Source organism: Nitrospira sp., from assembly GCA_015709715.1.
Classification (GTDB): Bacteria; Nitrospirota; Nitrospiria; order Nitrospirales; family Nitrospiraceae; genus Nitrospira_A.
The window spans coordinates 545,810-569,552 of the sequence record CP054184.1; the positions used below are offsets into that span (position 1 = coordinate 545,810).

Sequence of the window (23,743 nt, forward strand, 5' to 3'; positions counted from 1 at the left end):
GAGAATGCCAACATCATGGTTTCACCTTTTTCAATTCTTCGAGAAGGAAATTCGCGAAGGTCTTCCCGCTGCAACTCTTCGCCTGCTTGCAGCGCATAGCTGCCGTGTCCAATGCATCCGCCACCGTCACCGCATCGTCCGGTTCATCCGGCGGCGGCGGAGACGTCGGAGACGGCACAAACGGCGCCGTCGTGAACGTCACGACGTCCGACAGGTCCCCATAAATCGCACCCTGGTTCATGACCCCAAAATAATAGACTCCCTGCAGGGCATAGACCCGATTCGGGAGCAGATTCTCGAGCAGGCACGTCAGAACCCCGCCGGCAGATGCACAGGACAGGCTTGTTGCGCCGCCCCAAGCAATCGGATCCAGCGAGAGGCGAATATCCGCACCCGTTCCAGCCGGCAAGGGCACCGTGACCTTGGCCGACGTCGACCCGATATTGGACACCTGGAAACCGGCCAACTTCCCCGGACGGACTACCGGAGGCGGATTGACGACCGGCACAAACGGCGACGGCGGGAGCGGTTGCTCAACCTGCCCGCCCGTATTCCCAATGATCGGCGGCTTGACCGTCAGCGACACCACATTGCTTGGCTGCGACCAGTTCCCCGCCTTATCACCGGCAAACAAACGAAAGAGCTTCGTACCAGGCGCCAGGTAAGCACCATACTGCAAGGTGATCGGAGAGACGCACGGCTGCGGGTGGGGAATCATGCTCGCCACTCCCCAACTTGCGCCTGCATCGCCTGATCGCTCGAGCCGATACTCCTTCATATCGGACTCTGTGTTGCAGTCCCAGGAGATCGTGGCGGACCATGCCGGAGCGGCACAGAGCACAGTAGTGAGCACGGCGAGACGAAGAATCATCGCCCCACCCCACATAACATCATGCGGCAGCCGCCGCTGGCGCTGGCCGCAGGCGTGTAATCTACATAGGCCTGCACATCCATCAGCCGAGACAGGACGGCGGTCGTCTCAATCCCGCCCACCTCTAAGGCATCCACTCCCGAAAGTGTCCAGGCGGTGCTGGTATCGGGGTCCGTCGCGTACACCTTACTGAGATAGGCTCCACCCGTTGTGAGCGCCAGTCCAGTCAAGGTCTCCGTGGTCGCGCCTGATTTGACACGCAGCGCGAATGAGTTTGTACCGGTCGAGTCAAGGCGTGGGTAGACCAGTACACGCACGCCGTTCACGGTCCCTGTGATGCCAGCGGTTCCGGTGTCGGTCAGCGCAAACAAGGCCACATCGTTGGTAGAGACATTCTTGACGTAGCTGGCTTCTGCGAACGGCACGTCATCGACCTCCAGGTAATTGCTGCTGCCCGTCCCGGCCGTCCACTGCATGGTGGACCCATTGGCGGTCGGGACCAAGCGCAGAATCGCGCCCGCTCCAGGGTACGCGGCGTCATCGATGGCAATATCGTCATAGTAGAAATCCACACTCTGCCCGCTCACGTCTGCCACTTTTCCGAACGCGGATCGCCCATTGTTGCCGGTGCCGACATTCGCGGTGCCGGAGATCTCGACCGTTCCGTCAATGAGCACTTCCCATGCTGCACTCGCGCCGGTCGCCACCTTACACTCAAGGCGATACCAGGTTGAGGCGCTGAGCACAGTGGTGCCCGTAGCGAGCAGCGTCCCCGCAGAATCATACGCGGCGAGCGTGCCAGTACTCGTGATGCGGAGAGTAAATTTTGTTGGTCCCCCACCTTGTTGAGCCTGGAAAATTGGTTCGCTCCCGCTAGCCGGGAGTGTCGCCACATAGAAATACCAGCGGAAATAAGCCGTGGCGGCGCTGTAATCGCCTTTGACGCCCGACGCATCATGGCCGCCCATACGTCCCCAACCGACGGCGGTGGTGGTGGGGTTGGTGCGGAATGCGTACCCACCACTGCGCTTGGTAGTTGACGAAGCCGACACGGTTCCGCTTTTAGTCACGAACTCCGGGTTCTCTGAACCGGACTCGATGCCGTTGATGGCGATGCGAGCGGCCTCCGAGAGAGAGGGGGTGACAAGAGCATAGATAAGTATGAGTACTGCAATCATGTCGTTGGTGCCTCCTGGATGCACACGATAAACCCATCATGTCGTCCGCTGGCGCTCCCCCAGTTGCTAGAGAAATTGACAAATTTGCCATCTCGCGAAATAGAGGCGAACGGTGAATCGTAGTATTCATTGAACACGCTCCGATGGTGCGCAATCCGCCGTACCCGCCCGCTGCCATCTGTCGCCACTTGCATGATCTCGTTGTCGAATGCTTTCGTCACACTAGACCCGTCGCTCTTGTAGCGCGAAGCCAGCGCCCACAGATCGTTTGCCCCTTGCATCGAGAAATGGTCCTGCGTGCTGCTGTAGCTCCAGCCGTTGGTCATGCTCGGCAGCAGATCGGTGATGGTGGTAGGAGTTGCGAGCGAGCGGTAGCCCAAACTCGTATTGGCGGGGCGGTGAGTAAACACCCCACCACTGCCTGTGTCTCGATGGTTGAACGCATTGTTGCCGGTCAAGTCGCTGCCCACCTGCGTAGGCCCTGCGGTGAGGTCCCACACTTCCGCGCCATTGCCGGACGTGTAGACAATGATCCCGTACTGCCCAGATTTGTCGACCTCGACCTCGTCGAGGTTGGCGACGGACGCCGCACTCATCAAAACGGTGTTGGTCGATCGTTTCCAGAACACGTACCCGTTGCCGGTTCCACCCTCGAACCGCATGGCGAACACGTCGGCATCGTCCGACATGTTCATCTGGGTCACGTAGCCGCCCGTGTGGCCGAGTCCCGTAAATGTTTTGAGCGTCGTACTGCTTCCAGAGGGGACGGTGATTTCGTAGAGGTTGTAGTTCCCTACCCCGTAGATTTTGTTAGGATCTGTGGCGCTCCAGGTCATGCCGTATTCCTGCAGTCCAGCAGGGGCACTGCTGAGCAGGTAGCCGGTCGTGTTGACGGTGCAGGCCGAGGGGTTGAAATCGAAGAATCGCGCCCGCGTGTACCCATCCCGCACGAGGAAAAGGACGCGTGAGCTGTCGCTGTTGAACGCCTGCTGCGTGCTGTAACTATTGAGCACGCCTTTGTGCCCGCCGGTATCCGGCTCGGTCGTGGCGTCGGTGACACGCAGGATCGTGGTGCCGAAGGTGGGGTCGGTGATTTTCGTGCCTGCCGCGCCGAGTGTCGGCAAGGTCGGCTCTGTGTGTGTGTCAGTGTCAGTGAGCAGTGTTTCCTCGTATCCGCCTCCACCGCCTCCACCACCGGCGGGAAAAGTCAACCCGCCGCCCAAGCCGACGCCTAGATGTCCACTAAGCCCATAAGCGGACAATGGTGCAGCGAACAACAGCAATACGGATAATAATTGTCGCATCATAATGTTGTTTTGAATCCTACCGCCGTGATCGTCACCGTGGAGGCTGAGGCAGACGGGTCAGCGGCAAAAATGGTATTGGCTGATGTGCAAAGAGGTACGGCTAACGGGATCACACCACCCCCCATGTTCGCTGCTGCCGGGATCGTCATCAGCACAGAGCCCGCCGTCCCGTCTCGAATATCCACGGTCACGTTGGTCGCGCTGGAATTGCTAACCACTATGGTGGTGGCACAGAACCTCACGCCCGAGCCTTGCGCCGCGACCACTGAGGTGGACGATCCATCAGTAATGCCCACCACGTTAGAGACTCGGTCCGCCAGCAACGCATGAGGGCGCACGATCTGCACGCCGGTAGATTCGGCGGCAGCTTTTCCCATAAAATCCCAATTGGTCCCGTCATGCACCATCGGGAAGGTTTGAATTTTGGAGACCGAGGGCGTAGCCGTGTCTTCGGCCATTGAGGCCGCAGATGGCAGCTTCCCACTCAATGTCGAGATCGCCGTGTTCAAGGTGTCTAGTTGAGTGGTCAGGAGCTTGAGTTTGGCATTCAGACTCCCATCACTCCCAGGTGTCGCAGGGGCATCTGTGGTTGATCCTACGCGCACGGAAATATCTGCCGTGGTCGCGTCGCGCGTGTACAGCCGACCTGTACTGTCGATCAGACACGGGGCATAGTCACCATCTGTGTCCGCCATCGAGGCTGCCGTATCTTTGCGGACGCACAGGATCTCCATCCCTGTATGGCCTGAGCTATGGGGAGAATCCTCTGCTCTGATCGCTGCCGCAATCGTGCCGGTGTCCGCGTCGATGGTGGTCAGCAGTCCAGTCTGCGCCTGCTGTTCAGCGAGCGAGGCGTCGCCACCACCGCCTCCGCTGGCTTGCGCCAGCCCTGGTGAGGCCGTTGTCAGCCTCCCGAAGACGTTGACCACACAGCTTGAGCATCCAGAAATCCGCGCGCGCACTTCCCCGAGGCCGGCCACTGGGCACTCATAATTCCCCGTTGACGTGGCCGTCGTACTCGCTGATCCGGTCGCCCGGTTCGTGCACCGCATCGACGAGAACGAAGACGCCCCCGCTGAACGCCCCTCAAATGTCACCGTGGCCGTGTTCGTCACTTCTACATCGAGCCCGATGGTCGCATAACGCGTCACAGAGACCGCTGTCCCGTTCCCGTCAGACGCTGCCGACGATTGCAGCGACGCCGTTTCCTGCTCTTCGAGCGCCCACGCAGGGGCAACGCTAACCAGCAACAGGACCAGGGCTAATGTAATATGAAACCGTTTCATGCTCGCTTCTGGCATAGCATCCTCTCGGCAGGGGGAGCGCAACGGCTCCCCCTGCATTCGATCCTTACAGCGGCAATTTCTGATACCGCAGGTAGAAGTACCCCGCCGCGGTATCGGATCCGGCCGACCCGGTATAAGAAAGCGACTTCGCCACTCCATCAGTCCGGTACTGCTTCGACGTGGTGCCTCCGACCGTCGCCACCGCATCCGCGCCGGCAATCGTCGTGGTGAGCAAAGCGCCCACGTAGTTAGTGCCCAGGTAATCGATGTTCGTACCGCCGGTGATCTGCGGCAGCAACACCACCAGGCCAGCCGTTGCCACCGACGCCGCGGCAATGAAACCGTTCGCATCGCCACCTGACTCCGACGCCAGGATGCCGAAATCGATCGTTTCGGTCGCATCCTCTGTCGTCACACGCAAGAGCGGACTGTGCATGTCCAAGAAACAGCCGGCCGGCAGATCCAGGCCGGTATCCGTCTCCGTGTTGTTACTCGCCCCGAAGGGGATCGCCAACAGCTGAAAACAGTTCAGGCTGTTGATGGGGATGATCTTATTCGCGTTTGCAGCCAGCGATTGCAGACCAAACGCGCGACCTCCCGCCGTGACTCCGGTAATGTCGACCGATGTCACCGTATTGGCCGTATAGAACTTGGCCCGGCCATCGGTGAAGGTCAGGACGGCCATGCCACCCGTCGCCGACACCACCGTTCCGTTCCCATCGCTATACACGGTCGGGCTCGTCGGAGAACCCGCCGTCAAGACAATCAGTTTCCCGGAATCGTCATCGATATTCGGGACAGACTTGCCGAGGTTCGGCAGCATGTCTTTTAACTCTAGGACCCATTCAGTGAGTAACAGGCTCATTGGTTCTCTCCTTTACGCCTCTGGATGCCCGTACGCGACCCAATCCACTCGGTCGGTCCCGGTTCCAGTGATCGTGAACGTATTCCCTGACACCGCGGACACCCGCGCGGCATTCGCCGTCTGAGACGACGCAATGGCCATGTGCACTTTCCGCATGAACGGAATAGTGACAACCGCCGTTCCGCCAGTCAGGGCCACGCTTCCTTTCGCCATCGGCAGCACGTGGCCGATCTTTTCGACCTTCTCAATCGCATCTGCCGCATAATGAAATGCCATGGTGCCCTCCCTTACGCGTCAGGTTCCGCAGCCGCGAAATAGTGAATGACGGCATTGTCCTCGTTCGTGCTGCCATCTTCCGCGTTGCGGTCGTAGACCACCTTACTGATGCCGTTGATTTCATGATGCTCGAGACCGAGGTCCTTCCCGTAGTTGGACACTTCCTCGGTGATCTTGCCGTGCTGCGCCCAGGCCACGACCGCGGCTTGCGCGCCCATGAACAAGTTGTGCGCCACATCGATGCTGCTATCCCCGGCATCTGGCAGGACCTGGACGCCTTCCCATCGATAGATGAGCACGCCCTCATACCCGCCAAGGAACGAGGAACCGGTATAGAGCGGAGAGTTTTGCGGCGCCATCGCCGGCAACAACAACATCGGATTCTTCCAGGCTGGATCGTCCTTCGTGAGATCGCGCGCGCAATAGGTATGCAACACGAGCACATACCACCGCTGGATCCCGTCGCCGACCATCACCTTGTACGGGCGAATCTTGGCCGTCGCATTGCCGCCCAGGATTTCCGCCTTGCGGGTGAGTTTGCCGATCGTGTCGATCGTCACCTTGTCGTCGGTATTGTCGACGTTCCCCAGCGCGGTCGCATGGGTCGCATGCCAGTTGGAATCGAGCTTTCCATACTGGTAGCGACCTCGCACACGGCCAGTTGACACGTCAGACAGCGCCGCCGTGATCCGGTCATCGTGGCGCAGCTGCCGCTTGTCCTTCAGCCCGGAGCGCATGGATTCGATGATGCCAAACGCCACGCGCTGCTGTGACAAGGGAATGTTCTCGTACTTCACGGCGACCTTGTCGTCATCGACGCTCATCCGGAAGTTATAGAACTGCATCGACCCTTCATTGCCGGTCGTCTTCACGTTCCCGGTAATGACGCCACCAGAAATTTGCGAGCGAATGCTGGTATTGATCGCATCGCCAGGACCCTTGCCCAGGTCCTCATTAAGCTGGATCAGAGCATTGTCGGACGTGCCCATCCACCGCGACCAAAACTGATCGCGCAAGTATTCCTCATTCACGCTCGCTTCCCACTGTTCAGGGACTACGCCCTGAGAGGTGAGGATTTCCCGTAATGCCATGGTGTCGTTCTCCTCCTACGCCGTCACACGCTGTTGTGCTTAAACATGCCGGCCACACTGAACGACTGCGGGGTTGAATCCGTCTTCTCGTCCCCGGCCGGCTTCACATGGCTGAGTGTCGGCGCAGCGGCTTTCTTTTTCTCTTTGCCGCTGACTTCGGTTTGAAATTCTTTGAAGAGAATCGGACGCAAGATTTCTTTCGCCTTCTCGAGCACGGCCTCTTTGGTCCGGCCAAATTCCGTCAGGACTTCCTCCTCCGCGACGATCGCCAGGACTTCATGCACTGGCTTTTCGGCGCTCAGGACTCGATTCGCCAACCAGGGTTTCCGGCTGGCAATCTGCTTATAGGGCCCGGTCTCTTCGTACGCCGTCTTCCGCACAAACTCATCACCGTACTCTTCAATCGCTTCGGCTTCTGAGTCGGCAGACCGCTGCTTGAAAGCTTCCCAGGCCTCTTTCGCCTTGTCCTCATCGGTTTTTTTGTCGGGATCCTTGCCGTCGAGCTTGTCACTGATGTCCTGCATCTGCTTGCGCAGTTGATCATTCTGACGTTTCAGCTCTGCGACATTCCGGCCGAGTTTGAGATTCGCTTTGGTCTGGTCCGACAGCTCTTTCTTAAGCTGTTCGGGAGACTTTTCTTTCTCGCCCTTGGTCTCTTCGGTTTTCTTCTCTGCTTCGCCTTGGGCAGCCTTGCCGGCCGGTTCCGCAGCGGTTTCTTTGCTCTGATGTTCCGATCCTGGTACTTTGCCCTGTTCCTCGGCGCGTTTCGCCCGCTTATCGGCGAAGGCCTGGAGTTCAGGGTTGACACCGGGAACAGGATCAGTGGCGACGACAGACATACGCTCTCCCTTCGTTACCCGCACTTCCCGAAGCCGACAAATGTCCGCTTGGGTTGCATGGTGATAATGCGCTCGCCTCGCTTCTCGTCGTCTTCCATCCGGTCGACTTCGTAGCGATGCAACGCGTTCTTGTCGCCCATGGCTTGTGCCAGGGCCTCCCGCACAACGCCCGTTACCTGTCTCGAGTCCCGGATACGATCAAAGCTGATCCGGATTTCCTTGCCCATTGTCCGCTCCCATCTGTGCCTGTTGATCTGCTGTCTGTGCCCGCGACTCCAACATGCCTTCCATGGCCGTCTGCATGGCTGAGAGGTTCATCTTTCCCTGCTCGAGGGAAGCCCGCGTACCCTCTTTGATCTTCGTTTTTGCCAGGTCCGCCTTGATCTTGGCCATAAATGCCGCGTCTCCCGATCGCGCAGCAAGGAACTGAGCCAATTCCGGCGACTGCAGCTGCGTCATGGCCATGAACGCTTTTTCTTCGTCGCTGAGTTGCTCCCAGGTGAAGGACAGCGACATTTTGGGTTGGTTCGGCGGCGGCTGCGTCATGCTCTGCACCATCTTGATCAGCCCCTCCTTTTCGCGGAGGTCCGTCAGCTGCAGCATGAACGCCACCCAGGCCGGCCCAAATTGGAGCATCTGCGGCAGCTGCTCCCGCAACTCGCCGAGCTGCTGCTCGCGCAGCGTTTCGTAGTCCGGCGTATCCGATACGATAATGTCGTAGATCCGCTCTTTGATCGTCTCGATGTGGTTGCGAGTGAGCTGAATCACGCGCGCCGCGTTCGGGTCATCCGTCACAGCAAACGTCATCTCTTCGTCGTAGACTTCCCGAATCAAGTCCAGCTGCAGATAGGCTCGCGTCCGCCGATACAGGCGCAAGCGCATCACGCCAGGAGCCATAATCAGCCCCGTCATCTGCTGCTTGCGTGCAATGCCCGCCCCTGAACGTACTTCGGTCCGCATCCCCATGGATTCATCGGAAATGCCGGACACGCGCGGCATCGCGGCCTTGGCCTCCTGGAGCAGGGCCATCTGCGCTTGCCCAATGTCGACGTTGTCAGGAAACTGCACCTTGCCGTTGGCCAGCGCGCCGACCGCGACCTCCACATACCCATCCGCCTTGGCGTTCTCTTCTTGCGCAAGGTCAGGATCTTTGATCGCGTTCTCTTCGGCGATGATGCGCCGATTCGAGAGCATGTTGAGCGACTTGGACTCCCGCTTGTTGATCGCGTCCTGCAGAGGAATCAGCGTTCCGGCCGGCCCAAAGGGTTCGCCGTTCTTTCTTCTGTCCCAAATGAACGGCGCAAAGGGAATCCGGTTAATGATAAACGCGTCATTGTCCAGCAGGAGGCTCGCCGTCCACATCGCCTTCCAGACCTGATCGACGATCAACGGCGCCGTCACAAACGAGTCTTTCGGGAGTGATTTCTTAATTTCTGAGAGGCTGGAGCGCGTCAGCGGCTCCGTCATCACCCGGGAACCGTCTTGCGAGAAAATTTTGTACTTCCGGACCTTCCGCCGATACCATGTCTCGACGATTTTCAGCCGGCGCCGCTTCGGGTCCGTAAATGTCAGTAGGGGATCATTCAGTACCCGCGCATCGACCCCGGTCAGGTCCGTCACATGGTAGCCGTGCCCGTTCGCGCACTGCCGAATCTCGTTTTCCTTGTCAGGAACCAGGGCAATCACGTCCTCCATGTCGAGCCACTTCACCCGATGCAGGTAACGCGCGTCCGTATAGTCCAGCTTCGTGAAAAACGGGTCCGGGAACATGAAAAACGGGTTTTCGGCCCGCTGGAAAATGCTGTTTTGTCCGAGGTCGTTCTCAATGACGCCCGATTCGTACCACCCGATGCCGCCCGTCAGCGCATCCAGCGATAATTCCGCCTCAATGAACTCATATCCGTTCTGCTGGTCGGCGTGGCGGTTCAAATCAGCGAGGACGTTCGCAACGGGATCATCTTGCGGAGAATTGCGCCCGATATAGGTCGTATTCAGGCGGGTCTGGATCAGCTGCCCCTGAATCCGGTCAATAATCGGCTTGATTTCGTTCCGAATCGTCGGCGGTTGCCCACGACGCTCGAGATCGGCCAACTCTGCCGGGGTCCATTGCTCGCCTTCCCGGTAGAGGTAGGCTTTCGACGCATTCTTGCGCCACGATTGCCACACCGGATGCCGTGCCGACTCCTCGTACATGCCGTAGAGGCGCGTGCACACCTCAACATCGGACTCCTTCGGCGTGTCCGTGCTTAGGATGTCGATTTGATCGTCAGTTGGTTTGCTGGAATACGCCATGCCGTCAGGGTAGACATGGCGCTCCGTGAATGAGGGGGGTGTCTGGTGACTGAAAATCCGTCTAGTTGTTCAGATTTCCTTGTGGCCTGTAATTGTCCTTAGCAAGATCCTCGTACGTTGTCAAGAGCTTGTCGACGGGAATCAGATTTTCCCGAAACATGATCCGCGCCAAGGCCAAATAGTGGCCCTTGGCCTGCCGAAAGAGCTGCTGCAACTCGTCTTGCCGTGGCGTCATACGGTTTTCCAATTCTTGGCCGTCGGCCGGCCCCCGCTGAACCGCGTCCGGCGCCGCGCCGCCACCGGCATCCGCGACACGCACCGCCGCAGGAGGTACTCCCGCATCGCCAGCATGTCAGCAATGTTCGGCGAATTGAGCCCGCGGCCCTTCATTTTGTCCTTCGTCTCAATCTTAATCTTGCCCTGCACCTCCGCCCACTTGATCGACGTCATTTCCGCCACCGCCTCATCTACGAGCCGCTGCTCAATGCCCCCGGGATCCTCTTCGGTCCGCTTGCAAATCTGAATATCCCGCGTTTCGGTCACGCGCTCCCGCAGCTGCCAGTACAATTCGTCCCGCAGCCGATGGTATCGCTCACCCTCAAGCGGTTTTTCGGATACGTCGATCGGATAGACGTTCGTCAACAGCTCAACATTGACCAACTGGTCATAGACTCCGCGCCCGAGCCCGATGACATCGACCCCGATTGCGAACTGCCGGTCATTGGTAACATTCAACAGGGCCCGCGCCAGGATCCCCTTGACTAACCAGCTAATCTCCGTCGTATTTTTCTTCTCGAACTCATGAATTTCGACCAGTCGCGGCCCTTCACTCACCCCGACAATAGTCTTGTCTATGCCTTCACCGGCCACATCGACCGAGATCACAACGGGATCATTCGGCAGTGGGGCAATCTGGCGTTCCGTCGCCGCCATGGCATCATCCCAGCCGATCAACGTGTCCTCCGCCTGCAACGGCGGAAGCCCCTTGACGCGAATCCGGTAGACGTTCGAATCCTTCCCGTACTTCTCGGCCAGGGCCACCTGTGCTTTGTCGTTGAACCAGAAGTATTTTTGCGGGTCGGCCTGCTTGTACTTGGCCATTTCCTCGCCGTCCCAGTGCAGGCAGATCCAATTTTTCCGGAATTTCCGCTGGCTCTCGAGTGCGAAGCCCGTCGTCCGGGTCGGATTGAAGATCTGAATCACCAAAGCCACCGGATCGGTGAGTCCGCCCTCAATCGGCTTGAACACGGCTTCCGGCACGCCCGAGGCTTCGGTGATCAGATACAGCACACTGATGGAGTGAATGCCCGCCAGCACCTCGCCTTGCGCATCCGGCGAGCTGTTCGGCTGAATCGTGCGCGGCCGGATACAGTACAGGTCGCGGTTCTCCTCCTTGTCCTCGATCTTATGCACCCGATTACTCTGCTTCTGGACCAGTTCCGGCAGATACGGGGATCGACTGATCCATTTCCCGAACTCTGGCCACAACGTCGAGAATAAGGTAGGCCCGGCCGGCGCGGTACAGATCACTTTCGGCTGTCGCATGCAATTGAGAAAGTGTAATCCGAGCGGGGCGACCGTGCCCTCTTTGCCGAGCCCATGGCCCGCCATGACCGAAATCCCATGCTTGTCGACCACCTCGGCCTCGGCCGGCAGCAACGGCACGCCGTCCAGCCGTTTCAGCTTCGCCGTGGTCAGCAACCGATACGCTTCCCACAGCTCGAGCTGTTGCGGGGAGGGGCACCAGGCCGGAATCTTGACCCCTCCGACCTCATGCTCCGGAAACATATCGTAGGCCCAGGACAGCGGATCCAAGATCCATTGCCGCGCCCTGGCGACCTCCTGGCTCTCCGCCGACCGTGCCGGCATGCGCGATGCCTTGGCCATTACTGCACTTTCTTCTTCCGCGGTTTCGCCTTGACCTCAATCACCGTTTTCGACGGAGGCACTTCTCCGACTACCGCATCCGCTGCAATCCATGCCGCATTCCAGCACGTCGTCTTCCAGAACTGCGGATTTAGGTCCTTCTGCTTCGGATGATGGAACAGGCCCTGATTCTCCAGCATGAAAATATAGGTGCGGTTGAACACGTCCCTCTGACAGATATTCCACCGCTCCCACTGTTTTTTCGGCACGCGATACGAGTTCTTCGGCCCCCTCAGCCTCTCACGCAAGGACTGCACATTGAACACGTCATCGACAACGGACTTTATCATCTGAACCTCCTGACCTTGCTTTCGGCTCATTGCGGCACCACCAGTCCCGGCGGGAGGTGAATGGGACTCGGCGCCAGCTGCGTATGGTGCTTCACCACGCCGTCCCACGCCTTCATGATGATCTGCTTGAACAGCGCCGGGTTCCCGATCGGTCCGACCACATCGACCTCGCCGTTCTCCAGCAGGGCAATCGCGACGATCGTCACCACCGCCTGCTTCGGCGCCGGCATCTCAATCACGAGCTTCTTGGTCTTCGGCTGCTCCAGCGCCTCGCCGTTCCGGAAATTCACGAGTTTGTTTGACATGCCGCCTCCCGCTCCTTCTTCTTCGCCGCAGATCGACGGCGCATATACTCCCGCATGTAGACCCGATTGCGTTCCCGCCGCTCCTCTGGCGTCCATTTCGATGTCCGGCCACCCCGACGCAAGACGGCCATGTCAGGGAGTCGCACCACAACCTCCCCCGTCAGCAGCTGATTGAGCCAGGCCAGCAGCTGCTCATACGTAAGGTGACAGCCGCAGTTGATACACCGCGCCTCATCCTTCGTCACCGCCAGACAGCCATGACAGCGGGAACAGCGCATTACCGCGCCACTCCCGGCGGCACCGGCCCATCCAGCACGAGCGTACTGGTCCTGACCGAGCTACCGGCCACAGACTGCGTGATGCGCGCAGCTTGCGCCGCAGCAATCCCGCCGCCAATCGCACCCAGTCCCGCCGCCTCGCCAATGGCCGGCACGTACGTGGAGGCGAGCGACTTCGCCCGGTAAATCTGCACACTCGGCACCATCGACGTCTGGTACATCTGCTGATGGACCGGCGCGGGGCAGCTCCAGGCTTCCGGCGAGTCGCCCGCCTTCACCACGAGCCGCTTGACGGAAATGAGTTGATCGCATCGACACGTCAAGGCGTCCGGCTCCTTAGTCTCCGCGTTGAACTTCCGCTGATCATGGGCCACCGTCGTGCAAATCGGCCCGTTCTGAATCGTGTGGAAATCGGAGACAATATCGTCATACTTCGTCACACAGCCCGAGACCATCACCATCAGCAGGAAGGACGAGATGATGCCGACGAGGTAACGCGCGCGAAATCGTTTCGCCATCTTCCCCTTCGGTCCCCCTTCCTTCACGAGCATGTCCGCCTTTTGGCGAAGCCAGGTGGCAATCTTGCTGCGTTGGTCCTTCGGCATCGTGTCCGCGTCATGCATGGTCAGCACGGCGATCGCTTTCTCTTGCATCATCACCAATCTCCTTCGTCGGGTTGTTGGACGGCTTCACGCCTTCGCTCAATGTGTGCGCAGGCGGCTTGCGTGAGACCTTGGCAGGTCCTGTGTTCGCCCTTGAACTCGATCAGCTCGAAGATGTCGCACTTACCTGGATCGTCAGGCAGCGGCCGCACCTTGCCACCCACGAAGACGGCGTGCTGGAAGCGCGAGAGCAGTTCATTCACCAGCACCGAGGTTTCAATCAGTTCAATATTCATGATCACTGACCTGTCAGTTACTCAATCGGCCGCTCCTTTCGCTATTTCTTCAACCCCGCGATCGGGACGCACGCAAACGCGTGACCCTTCGGATTGTCGGCATCCAGCAACCCCTTCGCTTGGACGCATTGCGCCTCGCTCTCGAACACCTTCACCACACGCGAGGCCTCCGCATGGGGAATGGCGACCTGCCCCCAGTTCAGCCCGTTACTGCCCCACAGCACCACGACTTGGACTAAGACAAACAGCATCGGCCCCTCCTACTTCGTGAGATGTTTCACCGCCCACATCACCGCGTCCTCAATTTTGGTCTTCGCCAACGACAGTTCCCGCGATCCATGCGGCTTGTCCGGCTGCCCCGTCATACTGGCCACACGGTCGCAGTATTCGAGGAAGGCGAGTCCCTTATCCTTGATCGTGCGCATCATGATTTTTTCCTCATCACTCAGCACGCGGTACTCATGACGCATGACGTTGTTCTCAACTCGCTGATCACTTGACGATTCCATGCGACCCCCCTTTTTTTGAATGGTAGAAAAAATTACGTAGCCTTGCGCTTTTTGTTTGCCGTCTTCGCTGCGCGGGACCTGTTGCCGACAGGCCGCGCCGAGGGCCCCCCTAGGGGTCCCTTCTCAGCAGATGGGACCCGGTCCGGCGCGCCTTCGGCTTGTTCAGCCTCGCTCGTTCCACCTCCTGGCGTAGGAGGTGGAAGGGCCTCGACAGGCTGAACGCTGGATTCCTGCGGGGTTACGCGATCGGACCATAGCGAACCATGCGCTTGACCCATGATCCGCCCCATAACGGCCAGGTTTGTGGTGCTTTGCCCGCGCTCGAGGCGTTCCTTGTCGTAGAGCGTGCCGGTAACTGTATTGAGAGTATGGAGCAGGCCAGTCTTTTGATGGGGCGCGAGTGAGCTTAGAACGCCGTCCGTAAAGCTCTGAATGATGCGCTGCTGTAAATCCAGAGCTTGCCCTTGGATCTTCGCAAACACATCCGCCCGACAGCTCTTGTATTGCTGAACGGCCCTATTCTCTTCATCGGTAGACTGGAGAAAGCGAAACACCGTGCTCGGCGCAACGCCCAGCCTATCGGCTATCTCAGGGCTTCGCATGCCGCCCTTAGCCATGGCCAACGCGGCATCACGATCAAGCTTCCGTGAATTGCGAAACGTGCGTTCCCGACCTTTCCGAGGGCCTCGATCCACAGCAGCCGCCATAATGCCCTTTATATAGCAGGAGTATTCTACTTGTACAATACACCTTCACAAACGCCGACCTAAAGACAGACTGCGAGACTGTGGACTTTTGCCCCAAAGCACCACGTTCCCCAGTAGCAAAATGCGCCAGTACTATATCTATACAATACGCATAGTTATGAAGTTGTGCACAAGGAGCTATTGAAATCATGCCCCTAAAAGGGACAGTACGAAGGAAAGAGGGTGCCGCGCGCCCTTAGCGATGTTGCACGATTGGCAGGAAAATCGGACGTTTTCAAGGCTATGAGCCCCACCCCTGCTGAGTGGCAAAACATGGTCCAGATGGGTGCGGCATTCGACCAGTTCACAGCAGCACCAATAGCAGCGCCCGCCTTGCCTCATGCGGAGTACTGCGAGCTGTGCAGCCGTGAGATGGTTGCTTGTGACCGTTCGCTGCTTTCGCTTGTATTTACACACCCTTACAGTGTCAGCGGTAACTCGTGCCGAATGCGCGATTCGAAGCGATGAGTGATGCGCCACCAAGTCAATATGGCTCAACGCACTCTCAGGAATTGGCCCAGATAAATACCGCCTCATTGTGCAACCTTCATCTACTCGGTCTCATCCTAGCATGTCTCCACGACCAGCTCAATTACGTCACCCGTACAGTACGGGTACTGCATCTGGCATAGCCCCTGCAATAGGTATCGGCATGAACGCGAACACTAACCCAGGAGCCGAGACCATGAAGCCGAAACCATGGATTGACGAACCCGAAGAGGCCGACGACCAGGACGAGCCCGAGAAAGTCGAGTGCTTCGAGTGTGATCGAACCTTCATCGCCTATCGGTACGAAAGCATCTGTCCCGAGTGTATCGAGATCATGTCACTCAACCGCGCCCACGCATAAGGAGCCGAGACCATGTGCAACACACGCGAAGAGAACGCCGCTGAATTAGCCAGGGGAGCCGAGAAACCTGTGGTCAGGATCACGCGAGCCGATCGGCAAGGTGCGCGATCTCTGCACAAAGGTCGAAGGGAGGAACTAGCCATGACCCCGATCCGCGCGACCTTCATCGGGATGCAATACAGCCGCTTCGGGCAGTTCCCGCTGTATACCCTGCTGGAGCCGCTCGGCGACGAGCACCCGATACACAGCACCGTGAGCCTGAACACGATCCACGTGCACGGCAGGACGCCGGTTGAGGCCGTGCAGGACAGCGAAACAGAAAAGGAGGCATGCAAGTGACACTGACGAATGACCCGCAGGAGCAGCCGGACGAGTGCGATAGTTGCGGATTCACGACACAGGAGCTTGATGCGTACGAAATGTACCGGGGTTTTCCGCAGAAGACGCAGTACAAATGGCTGTGCGAGCTGTGCGCATTCACCCCAGCCGGGAACGCCTACGAGTACCCCGAACATTTTCATGATAGGCCCCTCATGCAAACGGTCTGCTATGTGGGGAATGCTATCATTGCCGCCATCAAGGCCCGCTAGAAATACCGAGGGGGGCTTGAGCCCCCCTCCTTTCCTTCCCTATGGCACAATCGTGGCGCCCGATCCGGCCCCACCGCCGCCCCCGCTGCCGCTGGGCTCCGTGGGAGGCGGGAACGTCGGCTCCGTGAGCGCAAACACAAACGCCCCGTTCGCCGGGTCGGTCTTGCTGCTCTCATTGCCGCTTGTATCGTACGCGCTCATACTGATGAAATGCTGCCCGACCGCCGCCCCCAGCGTGACGCAATTGGTTTGCGTCACGAGGCCGACTGTTCCGAGGAGACTGTCCGCCCCGCCCGACGTGGCCCGTGTATAGAACTTATACCCCGCGAGATCCGCCTCCGTGTTCGCCGTCCAAGTCAGCGTGCAATTGTCCGTGTACGTCGGCCCCGAGGCCCAGGCCGGCAGACTCCACAGCATCACCACCACAAGCACCCATCGTGTCACGTGGCCCCCCTTTCGTTGATGGGCCCGAAGATACCACATCTCACATCCTTTGCCTGCCCCTCCTGCGCGAGCTGGTCAATTAATTCGGCGCAATCTATCGCCGTCTGCCGTGAAATCTCTTTCTTACTTGCTGTCATCCACCACTCAATGTCGTGAGGTTTGCCACGTTCCCTGCAAATAATTGCCGCCTCCAGCAGCGCCGCTCGGCGGGTTTGTTTATCGTGTTCAATAATGTCACCCATAAATTGAGAATCGGCAGGATGCCCGCATAAACCCATTCTCTCAAGTAACGCTGCCGCCCGCTCCTGCGGGGTCATTTCGCGTGCCATGCGTTCCTCACTCGTGCGTGTTCGTAGTGAAGGCAGGCCAATAGTGCAGCCTGACGCATCTCAGACGGCGTATATTCTGCGCGATGAATAGCGGCTTCCATCATATCGACAAGTTGATGAAAGGCTGCATCGTGTAGATACCTATACTCGGGGTCTTGCCAACCCTGCCATTGCTGTTCGTCTACTTCGCGTGCCATGCGTCACACCTCCCTTGCGGTGGTTGGGCTCGCCTCAGTCCCCTCTGCTGTGTTCGCAAGCTGTGTGCGCAAGCTGTCCACCTCCCGGCGGTACGACACCAGCATTCCTCGCAGCAACTCAATTTGTTCAAGGTACTCCCGCACCTGCCCCTGCAACGCTGCAATGGTCGCCTGGGCGTCGGCAAGTTGTTCTGACAGCACCTGCGCAATAGCTTGATAGCCCACTATTGGCATCCCCTCATCAGCCCCTTTTTCAATATGGTGTGTTCGCTCCACGTCACGCCCTCCCCTTCGTCAGCAGATCCAAGACACGCTGCAACTCATTCAGTACTGAATCTTTCGCGCCAACCCTAAAGGTGTACTGGTCCTTTTTGATTCGATCTATTTCCCGCTTCACTACGCGCACCGCCCTCGCGTGCTCCTTGCGGAGCAGCCCGGCAATACACCCATCATCCTCATGGCCGTACTGCTGGGCGACGATCTTGTCCGCCCACTCCCGCCGCGCCATCACGGCGCCTCGCGTTCTGGATGCTTTACTTTTCGCACCGATCCGTCTGTCCACACTTCATACTCTCGACCACGAGAATCTGTAAATCGTGACCCCGCAGCGTGGGCAATGACTCGCTTGTTACTTTTGTCCCTGACTGCTTGACAGATTTCATCTTCTGACACAGGCCCTTTGATAGTTTCAAAACCGCTCCATTTAATTTCCTGCATCCCACACCCCCTTCTCGCCCTGCGCGGCGCGTTATCGAACAATCTCCCAATCGTTGGCCAGCATGTCCGTTTGGCTACAGAGCCACGGCACGATTTTCCCGTCTGCCGTGCGCATGTCGATGTGCGGGCAGTAGTTAACCTCGGTGCCTTCCTCGTAGATGCCAAGCAACGGGGGACGGTTCACTTTGAACGTCGATCCAGGCACCAGAAATAGGAACATGTTCTTTCCATTCCATCCGGCACGCGCTACCTTATGGCCCGCCTTGATCTCTTCGAGCGCACGACTGAAGTTGAAATTCTCGTTATCCATGATTATCCTCCTTGGTTAATTGAACTTCCTGCGCCTGCTGCGCGAGTTGTATCAACCCACCACAATACGGGCAATACTTGTGTTCATTGTCCTTGAGCGTGCCGTCAGCCAAGCAATACGCATTCTTACAAGCCGTCTCGTAATAATCATCGATGTCGTCATACTTCCACGCACAGGACGCCACCCGCCCTAGGTGCCGCTTTAACCATGCCGCTATACGGTCTTGTGGGTCTTCGGTTTCACCTGTCTTGAGATTGGCTATAGTCGAAAACTTGATCTTTCGTCCAGACGTTAGCTCGATAAACGTCAGCAATTCATCCACCAGCTTACGCTCCCGCGTCCACCCCGCCGCAGTCATGTGATCACCCGCCCTGTTAAAGCGTCTCTAATTTCTCCACACCACTCACACTTGATGTACGGGTCGTCTCCCCAAAACAGCCAGCCGTGGCTCTTGCCGTCCACATGCTTTGTGCGAGGACAGCGCTCTGGATCGTTCACAGCCCCCGCCTCAGTCATGCTTGCAATCCTTCAGGTGTCGCACGTAGTTCGGCCCCTGCAACAGTTGGGATCGTGTAGGGGTTGCCGAATAGTGCCGCCTCAAGTTGAGCGTTAATCACATCGACCGTTACAAAGGATGTGCCGCTATGACACCCATCCTGTGATAGGTGAACCTGCTTGATAATTAGCCTAACCATTGGTTTGCCCTCCTCCTGCGCTATACACAAACCCCGCCTCAGTCATGGGGTACCGGCCTTGCGTTCAGATACTTTCTGACGATGCCAAGCAATCTTGCGCTCAATGTCCTTGATAATACCTTCATGGTATCGAACGCTCCAGGTCTTGGACTTCAACTTCTGCTTGTTTGACGTGACTGACCTACGCATATTCTCCTCAACCAATTCCTTGGCACGCTCTACACACTCTTGAAGTGCTACGGCCTCAGATTCCCTCAAACACTTCCAGTTAGCTTGCCGCCCAGTTGTAGAAACCACGTACCACTCATCGCTATGCATTAATGCCACGCCTGCAATTGTGAACGGTGTCACTCGGGGAGTGTACGAATAGTCATGAACAAATCCGCGAGGTCCATCAAACCCAAGCCCGCAGCCATCGCACTCCACTGACACGCGGTCATCATTCCCCAGGATAATTTCAACACGCTTCTTCCCGTAACAAACAGGACAAGGCACCTGGATCTTTTCGGGCTGATGCTCAGGTAGGTAATAGGTTTTCCCAATCTCAAATGGCGTTTTCATCACGCTCGCCTCACTCATCCCGCGCTCCTTTCGTGGGGTCGTGATAGCCGCTCATGAACGTCACCACGTCGTCGACGCTGTACGCGACGAGGGTCCGGGCTTTTGCGGCGCCCCAGCGCGTCAGCTCCCGGTCCTGTAGCCGCGTGGTCTTACCCCCCGGCGCCTTCACCTCAATCAGAAAAGCCTGCCCTGCGTAGCAGCCGACAATGTCCGGCCATCCGCTGGAGAAGAAGCCCCCGGGGACTTTTCGGGCATAGCACCCGACGAGTCCGTTGAGGTACTTGAGGATGTTGCCGGTAATAATCGACTCCTTAACCGTTCCTTTGACTGTAGGAACCCGCTCTTGTTTCCCGCCCGGTACTGGTCGTCGCAATCCGACACGAGCTGACACACGTCCGCCGGCTGCTCCCCCTTCGTCCACTGTGCAATCTCCCTCCATGCTGCCCTCCAATCTAAGGTGAGTTCCGCTTTTTTCTGTGCCCACTTGCTCATGCGTCACCAGCCCGACAATAACGGTTGCATCTTTCCGCTCTCGTAGGCCTTGGCAATCATCGGCACCACATGCTCCGAAACCGTCTTCCCGTCAGGCATGACAATGTTCGCCATAAATTCATTCTCGAAGGTCGCAATCTTTGACTCGACCGCTTCGAGCTTCGCTTTCACGACCAGGGCGAGGGATCGCCACAGCCTCCGCACTTCCTGCTCATAGAGACGCCGCGCATCGTCCTGTGAACGAGCCTTCCCATAGCGCGGATTGACCGTGAATCGCTTTTCCTGGATGTCCGGCAGCTCCAAGACGAACCGGACATAACGGCCATGGACAAAGAATTGAATCCGGGCATCCTTTGACGACCATCCCGAGACGAATTGTTCCGCTCCATACTTCCGGAGCAATGTTTCAATTTCGGCCCGCGACCGCTCCACTGGCACGCTTGTATTCTCTGCAAAGCTCATAAATACCCTCCTATGCTCAGTCCCACCGGTTGCGCCCAATACAGGGCTTCTTTTGCTCTCGTCATCCCGACATAAAACATTCTCCGTACGGCATCCTGTGCCTCCCCCGGCGACGTCCATTCCCGATACCCCGCCGGCGAGAGGTCCGGAAACAGGACCACAATGTCGGCCTCACCCCCTTTGACAGAATTGTGCACGACGGCCCCGCCAGAGATGTAATGGTGGTGCGGAAGCACCTCAAGGCTAAAAACATCCCCGGCGAACGGCTCGCACAAAACAGTGACTTGATGCCACGTCGGCTTATTGCCTCCTTTCTTGCGGCAACAGAACGCATCCTGGACAACGGGGATCTCCATGTATTGGTCGATCACGTTTGCCGCTGCCGTTAAGAACATGCCGCGCTGATTCGTTCTCCCGCGCCCTCGTGTGCACAGCGGTTCGCCTTCTATGAGCCCACGATCTCGCAATAGCTGCATCGCCCGATCCGCAACGCACTCAGATATGAGCGTGTCGTGAATGGTATGGAGTTCCTCCGACTTGAATAATCTGGACTTGCAGGCCTGAAATGTGAGCCCTGGTAATCCATATCGACATTGAATCTGCATCTCGGCAATGTACGCCTCACGCGCCGTTTCATAGACCCCCAGAATCCATCCCGCGTCAGCCTGCTCCGTCGACATACGGCCTTTAAGACCTCCGGACGCATACGGCCGTTTACCCGATGTGCACATGCCGACTCTCCACCAATTCCCGCGCCGCATGAGGTAGACAATCCACTTATTGAAAAAGGATTCCGTGAAGCGCACCTGCATCCGATGTGTCGGCGTTACGCGCGTCCGGCTCCCCCTTGTGGTGATTGTCAGCAGGGGTCCATCGTAAGGATTCCTTGCAACCACAAAGGGGTACCCCATCTCCTTCCTCGGCATGCCTTTCTTGCTGTTTCGTCCTCCCCATACGAGCCGGTTGCAGTTGTCCATATAACTGGCAAGCCTGTGCTTGTTTGGATCGAGTCGCCCGATTGGCACATACCCCTCAGTAGTGAGCACTGGTTCATCTCCGGGGGAGCAATGAATCGTACCCAGGATGATTTGCGGCGCCTTCGTCAGAGCCGCCGCGCCTCGAGATTCGATCACATTGCAGGCGTAGCGCATCGGCCGTTCATAGGTGCTCAAGAGATGTCCCCGCAACCACTCCAAATCGCCCGCCGTCACGCGCTCCGCCGTCTCGTCCCCCACAAACCACTTCTCAAGGTCCTCCGTCTCCACCAGCGCCTTCATGGTCTCATCGGCTTCGGCCTTCCGTCGCATGTCCGTCTTGGCTCCATGCCGGAACACGCCGTCCGATTCGAGGCACCCCGCCCAGGCCCACAGGTCGCGGTACGTCCACCAGGATTCGCCGCGCGCCACCTTCCCGAACGCCAGCACCCGCTCCGAGGCGCCGATCGTGCCCGCCTTGGTATGCAGCGGATTCCAGTCCCCGCGTGTCCGTCTGTACGGGTTATGAAACGGCATGCCCCAGTCCCGCAGCTGCCGCTTGAGGGGATCCAGGAAGAAGGAGCAGGACGCTAGGAAGGCCACGGTCTTGCCTTCGCCCAGCCAGGCTTCGAGCTGATCCTTGATCGGTGCCGGGTATTGGTAATTCAGGTAGATGCTATCGACTTCGCCCTGAAAGGCTCTGGGCTTGTAGTCCACCTGGAACCGGTGAGGCATTTGCTCAATCCACTTGACCGCCGCCCCATGCACCGCCACCGGGACACGGTAGGATTGTCCGAGTACCCGTATCTGGTCCGCCGGCACAGCCGGATACAGGAAGGCGTCAGGCGTGGCTCCTTTGAACGTATAAATGCACTGATCCGGGTCTCCGACCAAATACAGCCGTTCGCAACTTTCGCCCCACCAGCGGGCAAGATGGAGTTCCAGGGGGCTAAAGTCTTGCACCTCATCCAGGAAGAACGCCGCGGCCTCATGCGGGATCGGAAGCCGTTGGGTCACGCACAGGTCGATCAGGTCGGTAAAATCCATCGTGAACGTCTGCGACTTGAAATCCTTCCAGTCCTCCGCGAAGGCCTGGACTCGCATCGGCCAGGCATCTGGCTCTATGCGCAGCCCACGCAGCCGATTGAGTTCCTGGAGGAGGAGATCGCCCTCCTTCGTCTCGCCCCCTTCAATGTGTCCATAGGGGTCGTCTATATCGCTGGCAATGCCACCAAATCCCCAGGAGGGATGCTCTGCGTTCCAATCCTTCAGGAGATTGCCGGCAACCAGCTTCGGCCGATCCAATGCCCGATAACACAGGGCATGCAGCGTGCCGACCTGATCGTCATTCAGTGGGAGCTGCCGGGATACCAGTTCCTTCGCCGCCGCCCTCGTGAAGCTCGAGACCAGCACCGCCTCGCTCCCGTAGTCCCGGCAGGCTGTGGCAATCAGCCCCGATAATGCTGTAGTTTTCCCGGCATTAGGTGCCAGGAGGGCCAAACATTCTGTATTCACGCCTTCCCGACAACAGAACCACCCCCCTTCGATGCAAAGCGCGCGAGGTTGTGAAGTCGCGCGTGTTGAGATTGACTGGATAGCACTTCTAAATTTTCCGGCCTGTTGTCGCGCTTGTCCCCGTTTAAGTGGTGGACTATCTCTCCTGAACGTAGAGGCCTTCCGATCGTTCGTTGCGCGACTAAGCGATGTTGATGTTTTCCGTCCTGCTTGATGTATGACAAACCGAGGCCTCTTCCTCGCTGCATGTCCCCGCGCTTTTTCGCAGATTGCTTGGAAATTTCGGCATTGCGAGAAGTATCGAGACATGCTCGACGTTGACATTCCAGGTCGCAATATTTCTGCATCCGCTTCTTGTAAGGAGGGGTGAAATACCCTCCACACCATGAACAGTTTCTTTCCTTTGCTAAGCGAGGGCTTCTCATTCCGCCCATACATGTCTCCTTTCTTGGTTTCTGTACTCATTCGACACCTAATAAATTCAACAGGTTGCAAGCCCTCTGACTCACTCTGACTCAGCGGACTTTCCTAATTGATTCAATGAGTTGAGATCAAAAAATGCCGACTTGAGTACAGGAGTCAGAGAAATTAAATTCTGCATCGTGCGTCCGGCCAATTTTTTTCTCTGACTCACTGACTCTTTGTACTCA

General features: G+C 58.0%; 34 protein-coding genes. 3 read left to right on the forward strand and 31 right to left on the reverse strand.

Features of this window, described 5'->3' with window-relative positions; genetic code table 11:
- Positions 1-13 precede the first annotated feature (13 nt).
- The 20 genes from HRU82_02530 to HRU82_02625 all read right to left on the reverse strand — a co-directional run bounded on the left by HRU82_02530 (position 14) and on the right by HRU82_02625 (position 15,494).
- Positions 14-871 (reverse strand): hypothetical protein, encoded by an 858-nt coding sequence (locus tag HRU82_02530; protein QOJ33891.1) that lies wholly within the window; start codon positions 869-871, stop codon positions 14-16.
- The gene (locus HRU82_02535; protein ID QOJ33892.1) at positions 868-2,049 is read right to left on the reverse strand and encodes a hypothetical protein; all 1,182 of its coding nucleotides are present in this window, start codon (positions 2,047-2,049) and stop codon (positions 868-870) included. The genes HRU82_02530 and HRU82_02535 overlap by 4 nt, the downstream gene beginning before the upstream one ends.
- Positions 2,046-3,356, reverse strand: coding sequence for a hypothetical protein (locus HRU82_02540; protein QOJ33893.1), 1,311 nt, complete (start codon positions 3,354-3,356; stop codon positions 2,046-2,048). Before HRU82_02540 ends, HRU82_02535 begins: the two co-directional genes overlap by 4 nt.
- Positions 3,353-4,285, reverse strand: coding sequence for a hypothetical protein (locus HRU82_02545; GenBank protein QOJ33894.1), 933 nt, complete (start codon positions 4,283-4,285; stop codon positions 3,353-3,355). The genes HRU82_02540 and HRU82_02545 overlap by 4 nt, the downstream gene beginning before the upstream one ends.
- 421 nt (positions 4,286-4,706) lie before the next feature.
- On the reverse strand, positions 4,707-5,507 hold the full coding sequence (locus HRU82_02550; GenBank protein ID QOJ33895.1) for a hypothetical protein: 801 nt from the start codon (positions 5,505-5,507) through the stop codon (positions 4,707-4,709).
- A 12-nt stretch (positions 5,508-5,519) separates the two neighbouring features.
- Positions 5,520-5,783 (reverse strand): hypothetical protein, encoded by a 264-nt coding sequence (locus tag HRU82_02555; GenBank protein QOJ33896.1) that lies wholly within the window; start codon positions 5,781-5,783, stop codon positions 5,520-5,522.
- Positions 5,784-5,794: 11 nt separating this feature from the next.
- Positions 5,795-6,874, reverse strand: coding sequence for a DUF4043 family protein (locus HRU82_02560; protein QOJ33897.1), 1,080 nt, complete (start codon positions 6,872-6,874; stop codon positions 5,795-5,797).
- A 23-nt stretch (positions 6,875-6,897) separates the two neighbouring features.
- A complete protein-coding gene (locus HRU82_02565) occupies positions 6,898-7,713 on the reverse strand; it encodes a hypothetical protein (GenBank protein QOJ33898.1) in 816 nt (271 codons plus the stop codon).
- Positions 7,714-7,727: 14 nt separating this feature from the next.
- On the reverse strand, positions 7,728-7,940 hold the full coding sequence (locus tag HRU82_02570) for a hypothetical protein (protein QOJ33899.1): 213 nt from the start codon (positions 7,938-7,940) through the stop codon (positions 7,728-7,730).
- A complete protein-coding gene (locus HRU82_02575) occupies positions 7,912-10,005 on the reverse strand; it encodes a hypothetical protein (protein ID QOJ33900.1) in 2,094 nt (697 codons plus the stop codon). The genes HRU82_02570 and HRU82_02575 overlap by 29 nt, the downstream gene beginning before the upstream one ends.
- A 61-nt stretch (positions 10,006-10,066) precedes the next feature.
- Complete coding sequence (locus tag HRU82_02580) at positions 10,067-10,240, reverse strand: hypothetical protein (GenBank protein QOJ33901.1); 174 nt, start codon at positions 10,238-10,240, stop codon at positions 10,067-10,069.
- On the reverse strand, positions 10,237-11,892 hold the full coding sequence (locus HRU82_02585) for a hypothetical protein (protein QOJ33902.1): 1,656 nt from the start codon (positions 11,890-11,892) through the stop codon (positions 10,237-10,239). Before HRU82_02585 ends, HRU82_02580 begins: the two co-directional genes overlap by 4 nt.
- Complete coding sequence (locus HRU82_02590) at positions 11,892-12,221, reverse strand: hypothetical protein (protein QOJ33903.1); 330 nt, start codon at positions 12,219-12,221, stop codon at positions 11,892-11,894. The genes HRU82_02585 and HRU82_02590 overlap by 1 nt, the downstream gene beginning before the upstream one ends.
- 26 nt (positions 12,222-12,247) lie before the next feature.
- Positions 12,248-12,526, reverse strand: a complete 279-nt coding sequence (locus tag HRU82_02595) for a hypothetical protein (GenBank protein QOJ33904.1) — start codon at positions 12,524-12,526, stop codon at positions 12,248-12,250.
- A 277-nt stretch (positions 12,527-12,803) separates the two neighbouring features.
- Complete coding sequence (locus HRU82_02600) at positions 12,804-13,460, reverse strand: hypothetical protein (GenBank protein QOJ33905.1); 657 nt, start codon at positions 13,458-13,460, stop codon at positions 12,804-12,806.
- Positions 13,460-13,702: a hypothetical protein gene (locus tag HRU82_02605; GenBank protein QOJ33906.1), complete on the reverse strand. Its 243-nt coding sequence runs from the start codon at positions 13,700-13,702 to the stop codon at positions 13,460-13,462. The genes HRU82_02600 and HRU82_02605 overlap by 1 nt, the downstream gene beginning before the upstream one ends.
- 41 nt (positions 13,703-13,743) lie before the next feature.
- Positions 13,744-13,953: a hypothetical protein gene (locus HRU82_02610; protein ID QOJ33907.1), complete on the reverse strand. Its 210-nt coding sequence runs from the start codon at positions 13,951-13,953 to the stop codon at positions 13,744-13,746.
- A gap of 9 nt (positions 13,954-13,962) precedes the next feature.
- Entirely contained in the window at positions 13,963-14,211 is a 249-nt protein-coding gene (locus HRU82_02615; protein QOJ33908.1) for a hypothetical protein, read from the reverse strand.
- Between the two features lie 32 nt (positions 14,212-14,243).
- Complete coding sequence (locus HRU82_02620; protein ID QOJ33909.1) at positions 14,244-14,918, reverse strand: helix-turn-helix domain-containing protein; 675 nt, start codon at positions 14,916-14,918, stop codon at positions 14,244-14,246.
- Between the two features lie 186 nt (positions 14,919-15,104).
- On the reverse strand, positions 15,105-15,494 hold the full coding sequence (locus HRU82_02625; GenBank protein QOJ33910.1) for an HNH endonuclease: 390 nt from the start codon (positions 15,492-15,494) through the stop codon (positions 15,105-15,107).
- Positions 15,495-15,642: 148 nt separating this feature from the next.
- Between HRU82_02625 and HRU82_02630 the strand changes: the two genes are divergently transcribed.
- From HRU82_02630 to HRU82_02640, 3 genes are all read left to right on the forward strand, one after another.
- Positions 15,643-15,807 (forward strand): hypothetical protein, encoded by a 165-nt coding sequence (locus HRU82_02630; protein QOJ33911.1) that lies wholly within the window; start codon positions 15,643-15,645, stop codon positions 15,805-15,807.
- 141 nt (positions 15,808-15,948) lie between these two features.
- Complete coding sequence (locus HRU82_02635; GenBank protein ID QOJ33912.1) at positions 15,949-16,146, forward strand: hypothetical protein; 198 nt, start codon at positions 15,949-15,951, stop codon at positions 16,144-16,146.
- The gene (locus tag HRU82_02640; protein QOJ33913.1) at positions 16,137-16,397 is read left to right on the forward strand and encodes a hypothetical protein; all 261 of its coding nucleotides are present in this window, start codon (positions 16,137-16,139) and stop codon (positions 16,395-16,397) included. Before HRU82_02635 ends, HRU82_02640 begins: the two co-directional genes overlap by 10 nt.
- A 39-nt stretch (positions 16,398-16,436) precedes the next feature.
- Here the strand turns inward: HRU82_02640 and HRU82_02645 are convergent, their stop codons facing one another.
- The 11 genes from HRU82_02645 to HRU82_02695 form a co-directional block, all read right to left on the reverse strand.
- Positions 16,437-16,841 (reverse strand): hypothetical protein, encoded by a 405-nt coding sequence (locus HRU82_02645; GenBank protein ID QOJ33914.1) that lies wholly within the window; start codon positions 16,839-16,841, stop codon positions 16,437-16,439.
- Complete coding sequence (locus HRU82_02650; protein ID QOJ33915.1) at positions 16,838-17,170, reverse strand: hypothetical protein; 333 nt, start codon at positions 17,168-17,170, stop codon at positions 16,838-16,840. The genes HRU82_02645 and HRU82_02650 overlap by 4 nt, the downstream gene beginning before the upstream one ends.
- A 200-nt stretch (positions 17,171-17,370) precedes the next feature.
- Positions 17,371-17,643: a hypothetical protein gene (locus HRU82_02655; GenBank protein ID QOJ33916.1), complete on the reverse strand. Its 273-nt coding sequence runs from the start codon at positions 17,641-17,643 to the stop codon at positions 17,371-17,373.
- 1 nt (position 17,644) lies between these two features.
- On the reverse strand, positions 17,645-17,875 hold the full coding sequence (locus HRU82_02660) for a hypothetical protein (protein ID QOJ33917.1): 231 nt from the start codon (positions 17,873-17,875) through the stop codon (positions 17,645-17,647).
- Between the two features lie 240 nt (positions 17,876-18,115).
- Positions 18,116-18,394, reverse strand: a complete 279-nt coding sequence (locus HRU82_02665; protein QOJ33918.1) for a DUF2829 domain-containing protein — start codon at positions 18,392-18,394, stop codon at positions 18,116-18,118.
- Positions 18,387-18,752, reverse strand: coding sequence for a hypothetical protein (locus tag HRU82_02670; protein QOJ33919.1), 366 nt, complete (start codon positions 18,750-18,752; stop codon positions 18,387-18,389). The genes HRU82_02665 and HRU82_02670 overlap by 8 nt, the downstream gene beginning before the upstream one ends.
- Positions 18,753-19,131: 379 nt before the next feature.
- Positions 19,132-19,668 (reverse strand): hypothetical protein, encoded by a 537-nt coding sequence (locus HRU82_02675; GenBank protein QOJ33920.1) that lies wholly within the window; start codon positions 19,666-19,668, stop codon positions 19,132-19,134.
- Positions 19,661-20,089 carry a VRR-NUC domain-containing protein gene (locus HRU82_02680; GenBank protein ID QOJ33921.1) on the reverse strand — a complete coding sequence of 143 codons (429 nt, stop codon included), beginning with the start codon at positions 20,087-20,089 and terminating at the stop codon, positions 19,661-19,663. The genes HRU82_02675 and HRU82_02680 overlap by 8 nt, the downstream gene beginning before the upstream one ends.
- A gap of 56 nt (positions 20,090-20,145) precedes the next feature.
- A complete protein-coding gene (locus HRU82_02685) occupies positions 20,146-20,604 on the reverse strand; it encodes a hypothetical protein (GenBank protein ID QOJ33922.1) in 459 nt (152 codons plus the stop codon).
- The gene (locus tag HRU82_02690; GenBank protein QOJ33923.1) at positions 20,601-23,093 is read right to left on the reverse strand and encodes an AAA family ATPase; all 2,493 of its coding nucleotides are present in this window, start codon (positions 23,091-23,093) and stop codon (positions 20,601-20,603) included. Before HRU82_02690 ends, HRU82_02685 begins: the two co-directional genes overlap by 4 nt.
- Positions 23,090-23,341: an HNH endonuclease gene (locus tag HRU82_02695; GenBank protein QOJ37088.1), complete on the reverse strand. Its 252-nt coding sequence runs from the start codon at positions 23,339-23,341 to the stop codon at positions 23,090-23,092. Before HRU82_02695 ends, HRU82_02690 begins: the two co-directional genes overlap by 4 nt.
- Between the last annotated feature and the right edge of the window lie 402 nt (positions 23,342-23,743).

Excerpts from the sequence above, each read along its gene's own strand:
- HRU82_02680 (QOJ33921.1), bottom strand. The coding sequence starts at position 20,089 with ATGGAGGGAGATTGCACAGTGGACGAAGGGGGAGCAGCCGGCGGACGT.
- HRU82_02650 (QOJ33915.1), bottom strand. The coding sequence starts at position 17,170 with ATGGCACGCGAAATGACCCCGCAGGAGCGGGCGGCAGCGTTACTTGAG.
- HRU82_02615 (QOJ33908.1), bottom strand. The coding sequence starts at position 14,211 with ATGGAATCGTCAAGTGATCAGCGAGTTGAGAACAACGTCATGCGTCAT.
- HRU82_02685 (QOJ33922.1), bottom strand. The coding sequence starts at position 20,604 with ATGAGCTTTGCAGAGAATACAAGCGTGCCAGTGGAGCGGTCGCGGGCC.
- HRU82_02570 (QOJ33899.1), bottom strand. The coding sequence starts at position 7,940 with ATGGGCAAGGAAATCCGGATCAGCTTTGATCGTATCCGGGACTCGAGA.
- HRU82_02530 (QOJ33891.1), bottom strand. The coding sequence starts at position 871 with ATGATTCTTCGTCTCGCCGTGCTCACTACTGTGCTCTGTGCCGCTCCG.
- HRU82_02580 (QOJ33901.1), bottom strand. The coding sequence starts at position 10,240 with ATGACGCCACGGCAAGACGAGTTGCAGCAGCTCTTTCGGCAGGCCAAG.
- HRU82_02550 (QOJ33895.1), bottom strand. The coding sequence starts at position 5,507 with ATGAGCCTGTTACTCACTGAATGGGTCCTAGAGTTAAAAGACATGCTG.
- HRU82_02625 (QOJ33910.1), bottom strand. The coding sequence starts at position 15,494 with ATGAGGCGGTATTTATCTGGGCCAATTCCTGAGAGTGCGTTGAGCCAT.
- HRU82_02575 (QOJ33900.1), bottom strand. The coding sequence starts at position 10,005 with ATGGCGTATTCCAGCAAACCAACTGACGATCAAATCGACATCCTAAGC.
- HRU82_02540 (QOJ33893.1), bottom strand. The coding sequence starts at position 3,356 with ATGATGCGACAATTATTATCCGTATTGCTGTTGTTCGCTGCACCATTG.
- HRU82_02620 (QOJ33909.1), bottom strand. The coding sequence starts at position 14,918 with ATGGCGGCTGCTGTGGATCGAGGCCCTCGGAAAGGTCGGGAACGCACG.
- HRU82_02605 (QOJ33906.1), bottom strand. The coding sequence starts at position 13,702 with ATGAATATTGAACTGATTGAAACCTCGGTGCTGGTGAATGAACTGCTC.
- HRU82_02535 (QOJ33892.1), bottom strand. The coding sequence starts at position 2,049 with ATGATTGCAGTACTCATACTTATCTATGCTCTTGTCACCCCCTCTCTC.
- HRU82_02565 (QOJ33898.1), bottom strand. The coding sequence starts at position 7,713 with ATGTCTGTCGTCGCCACTGATCCTGTTCCCGGTGTCAACCCTGAACTC.
- HRU82_02610 (QOJ33907.1), bottom strand. The coding sequence starts at position 13,953 with ATGCTGTTTGTCTTAGTCCAAGTCGTGGTGCTGTGGGGCAGTAACGGG.
- HRU82_02560 (QOJ33897.1), bottom strand. The coding sequence starts at position 6,874 with ATGGCATTACGGGAAATCCTCACCTCTCAGGGCGTAGTCCCTGAACAG.
- HRU82_02665 (QOJ33918.1), bottom strand. The coding sequence starts at position 18,394 with ATGGATAACGAGAATTTCAACTTCAGTCGTGCGCTCGAAGAGATCAAG.
- HRU82_02640 (QOJ33913.1), top strand. The coding sequence starts at position 16,137 with ATGCAAGTGACACTGACGAATGACCCGCAGGAGCAGCCGGACGAGTGC.
- HRU82_02555 (QOJ33896.1), bottom strand. The coding sequence starts at position 5,783 with ATGGCATTTCATTATGCGGCAGATGCGATTGAGAAGGTCGAAAAGATC.
- HRU82_02695 (QOJ37088.1), bottom strand. The coding sequence starts at position 23,341 with ATGCAGCGAGGAAGAGGCCTCGGTTTGTCATACATCAAGCAGGACGGA.
- HRU82_02675 (QOJ33920.1), bottom strand. The coding sequence starts at position 19,668 with ATGAGTGAGGCGAGCGTGATGAAAACGCCATTTGAGATTGGGAAAACC.
- HRU82_02660 (QOJ33917.1), bottom strand. The coding sequence starts at position 17,875 with ATGGCGCGGCGGGAGTGGGCGGACAAGATCGTCGCCCAGCAGTACGGC.
- HRU82_02590 (QOJ33903.1), bottom strand. The coding sequence starts at position 12,221 with ATGATAAAGTCCGTTGTCGATGACGTGTTCAATGTGCAGTCCTTGCGT.
- HRU82_02585 (QOJ33902.1), bottom strand. The coding sequence starts at position 11,892 with ATGGCCAAGGCATCGCGCATGCCGGCACGGTCGGCGGAGAGCCAGGAG.
- HRU82_02600 (QOJ33905.1), bottom strand. The coding sequence starts at position 13,460 with ATGATGCAAGAGAAAGCGATCGCCGTGCTGACCATGCATGACGCGGAC.
- HRU82_02630 (QOJ33911.1), top strand. The coding sequence starts at position 15,643 with ATGAAGCCGAAACCATGGATTGACGAACCCGAAGAGGCCGACGACCAG.
- HRU82_02635 (QOJ33912.1), top strand. The coding sequence starts at position 15,949 with ATGACCCCGATCCGCGCGACCTTCATCGGGATGCAATACAGCCGCTTC.
- HRU82_02595 (QOJ33904.1), bottom strand. The coding sequence starts at position 12,526 with ATGTCAAACAAACTCGTGAATTTCCGGAACGGCGAGGCGCTGGAGCAG.
- HRU82_02670 (QOJ33919.1), bottom strand. The coding sequence starts at position 18,752 with ATGACTGCGGCGGGGTGGACGCGGGAGCGTAAGCTGGTGGATGAATTG.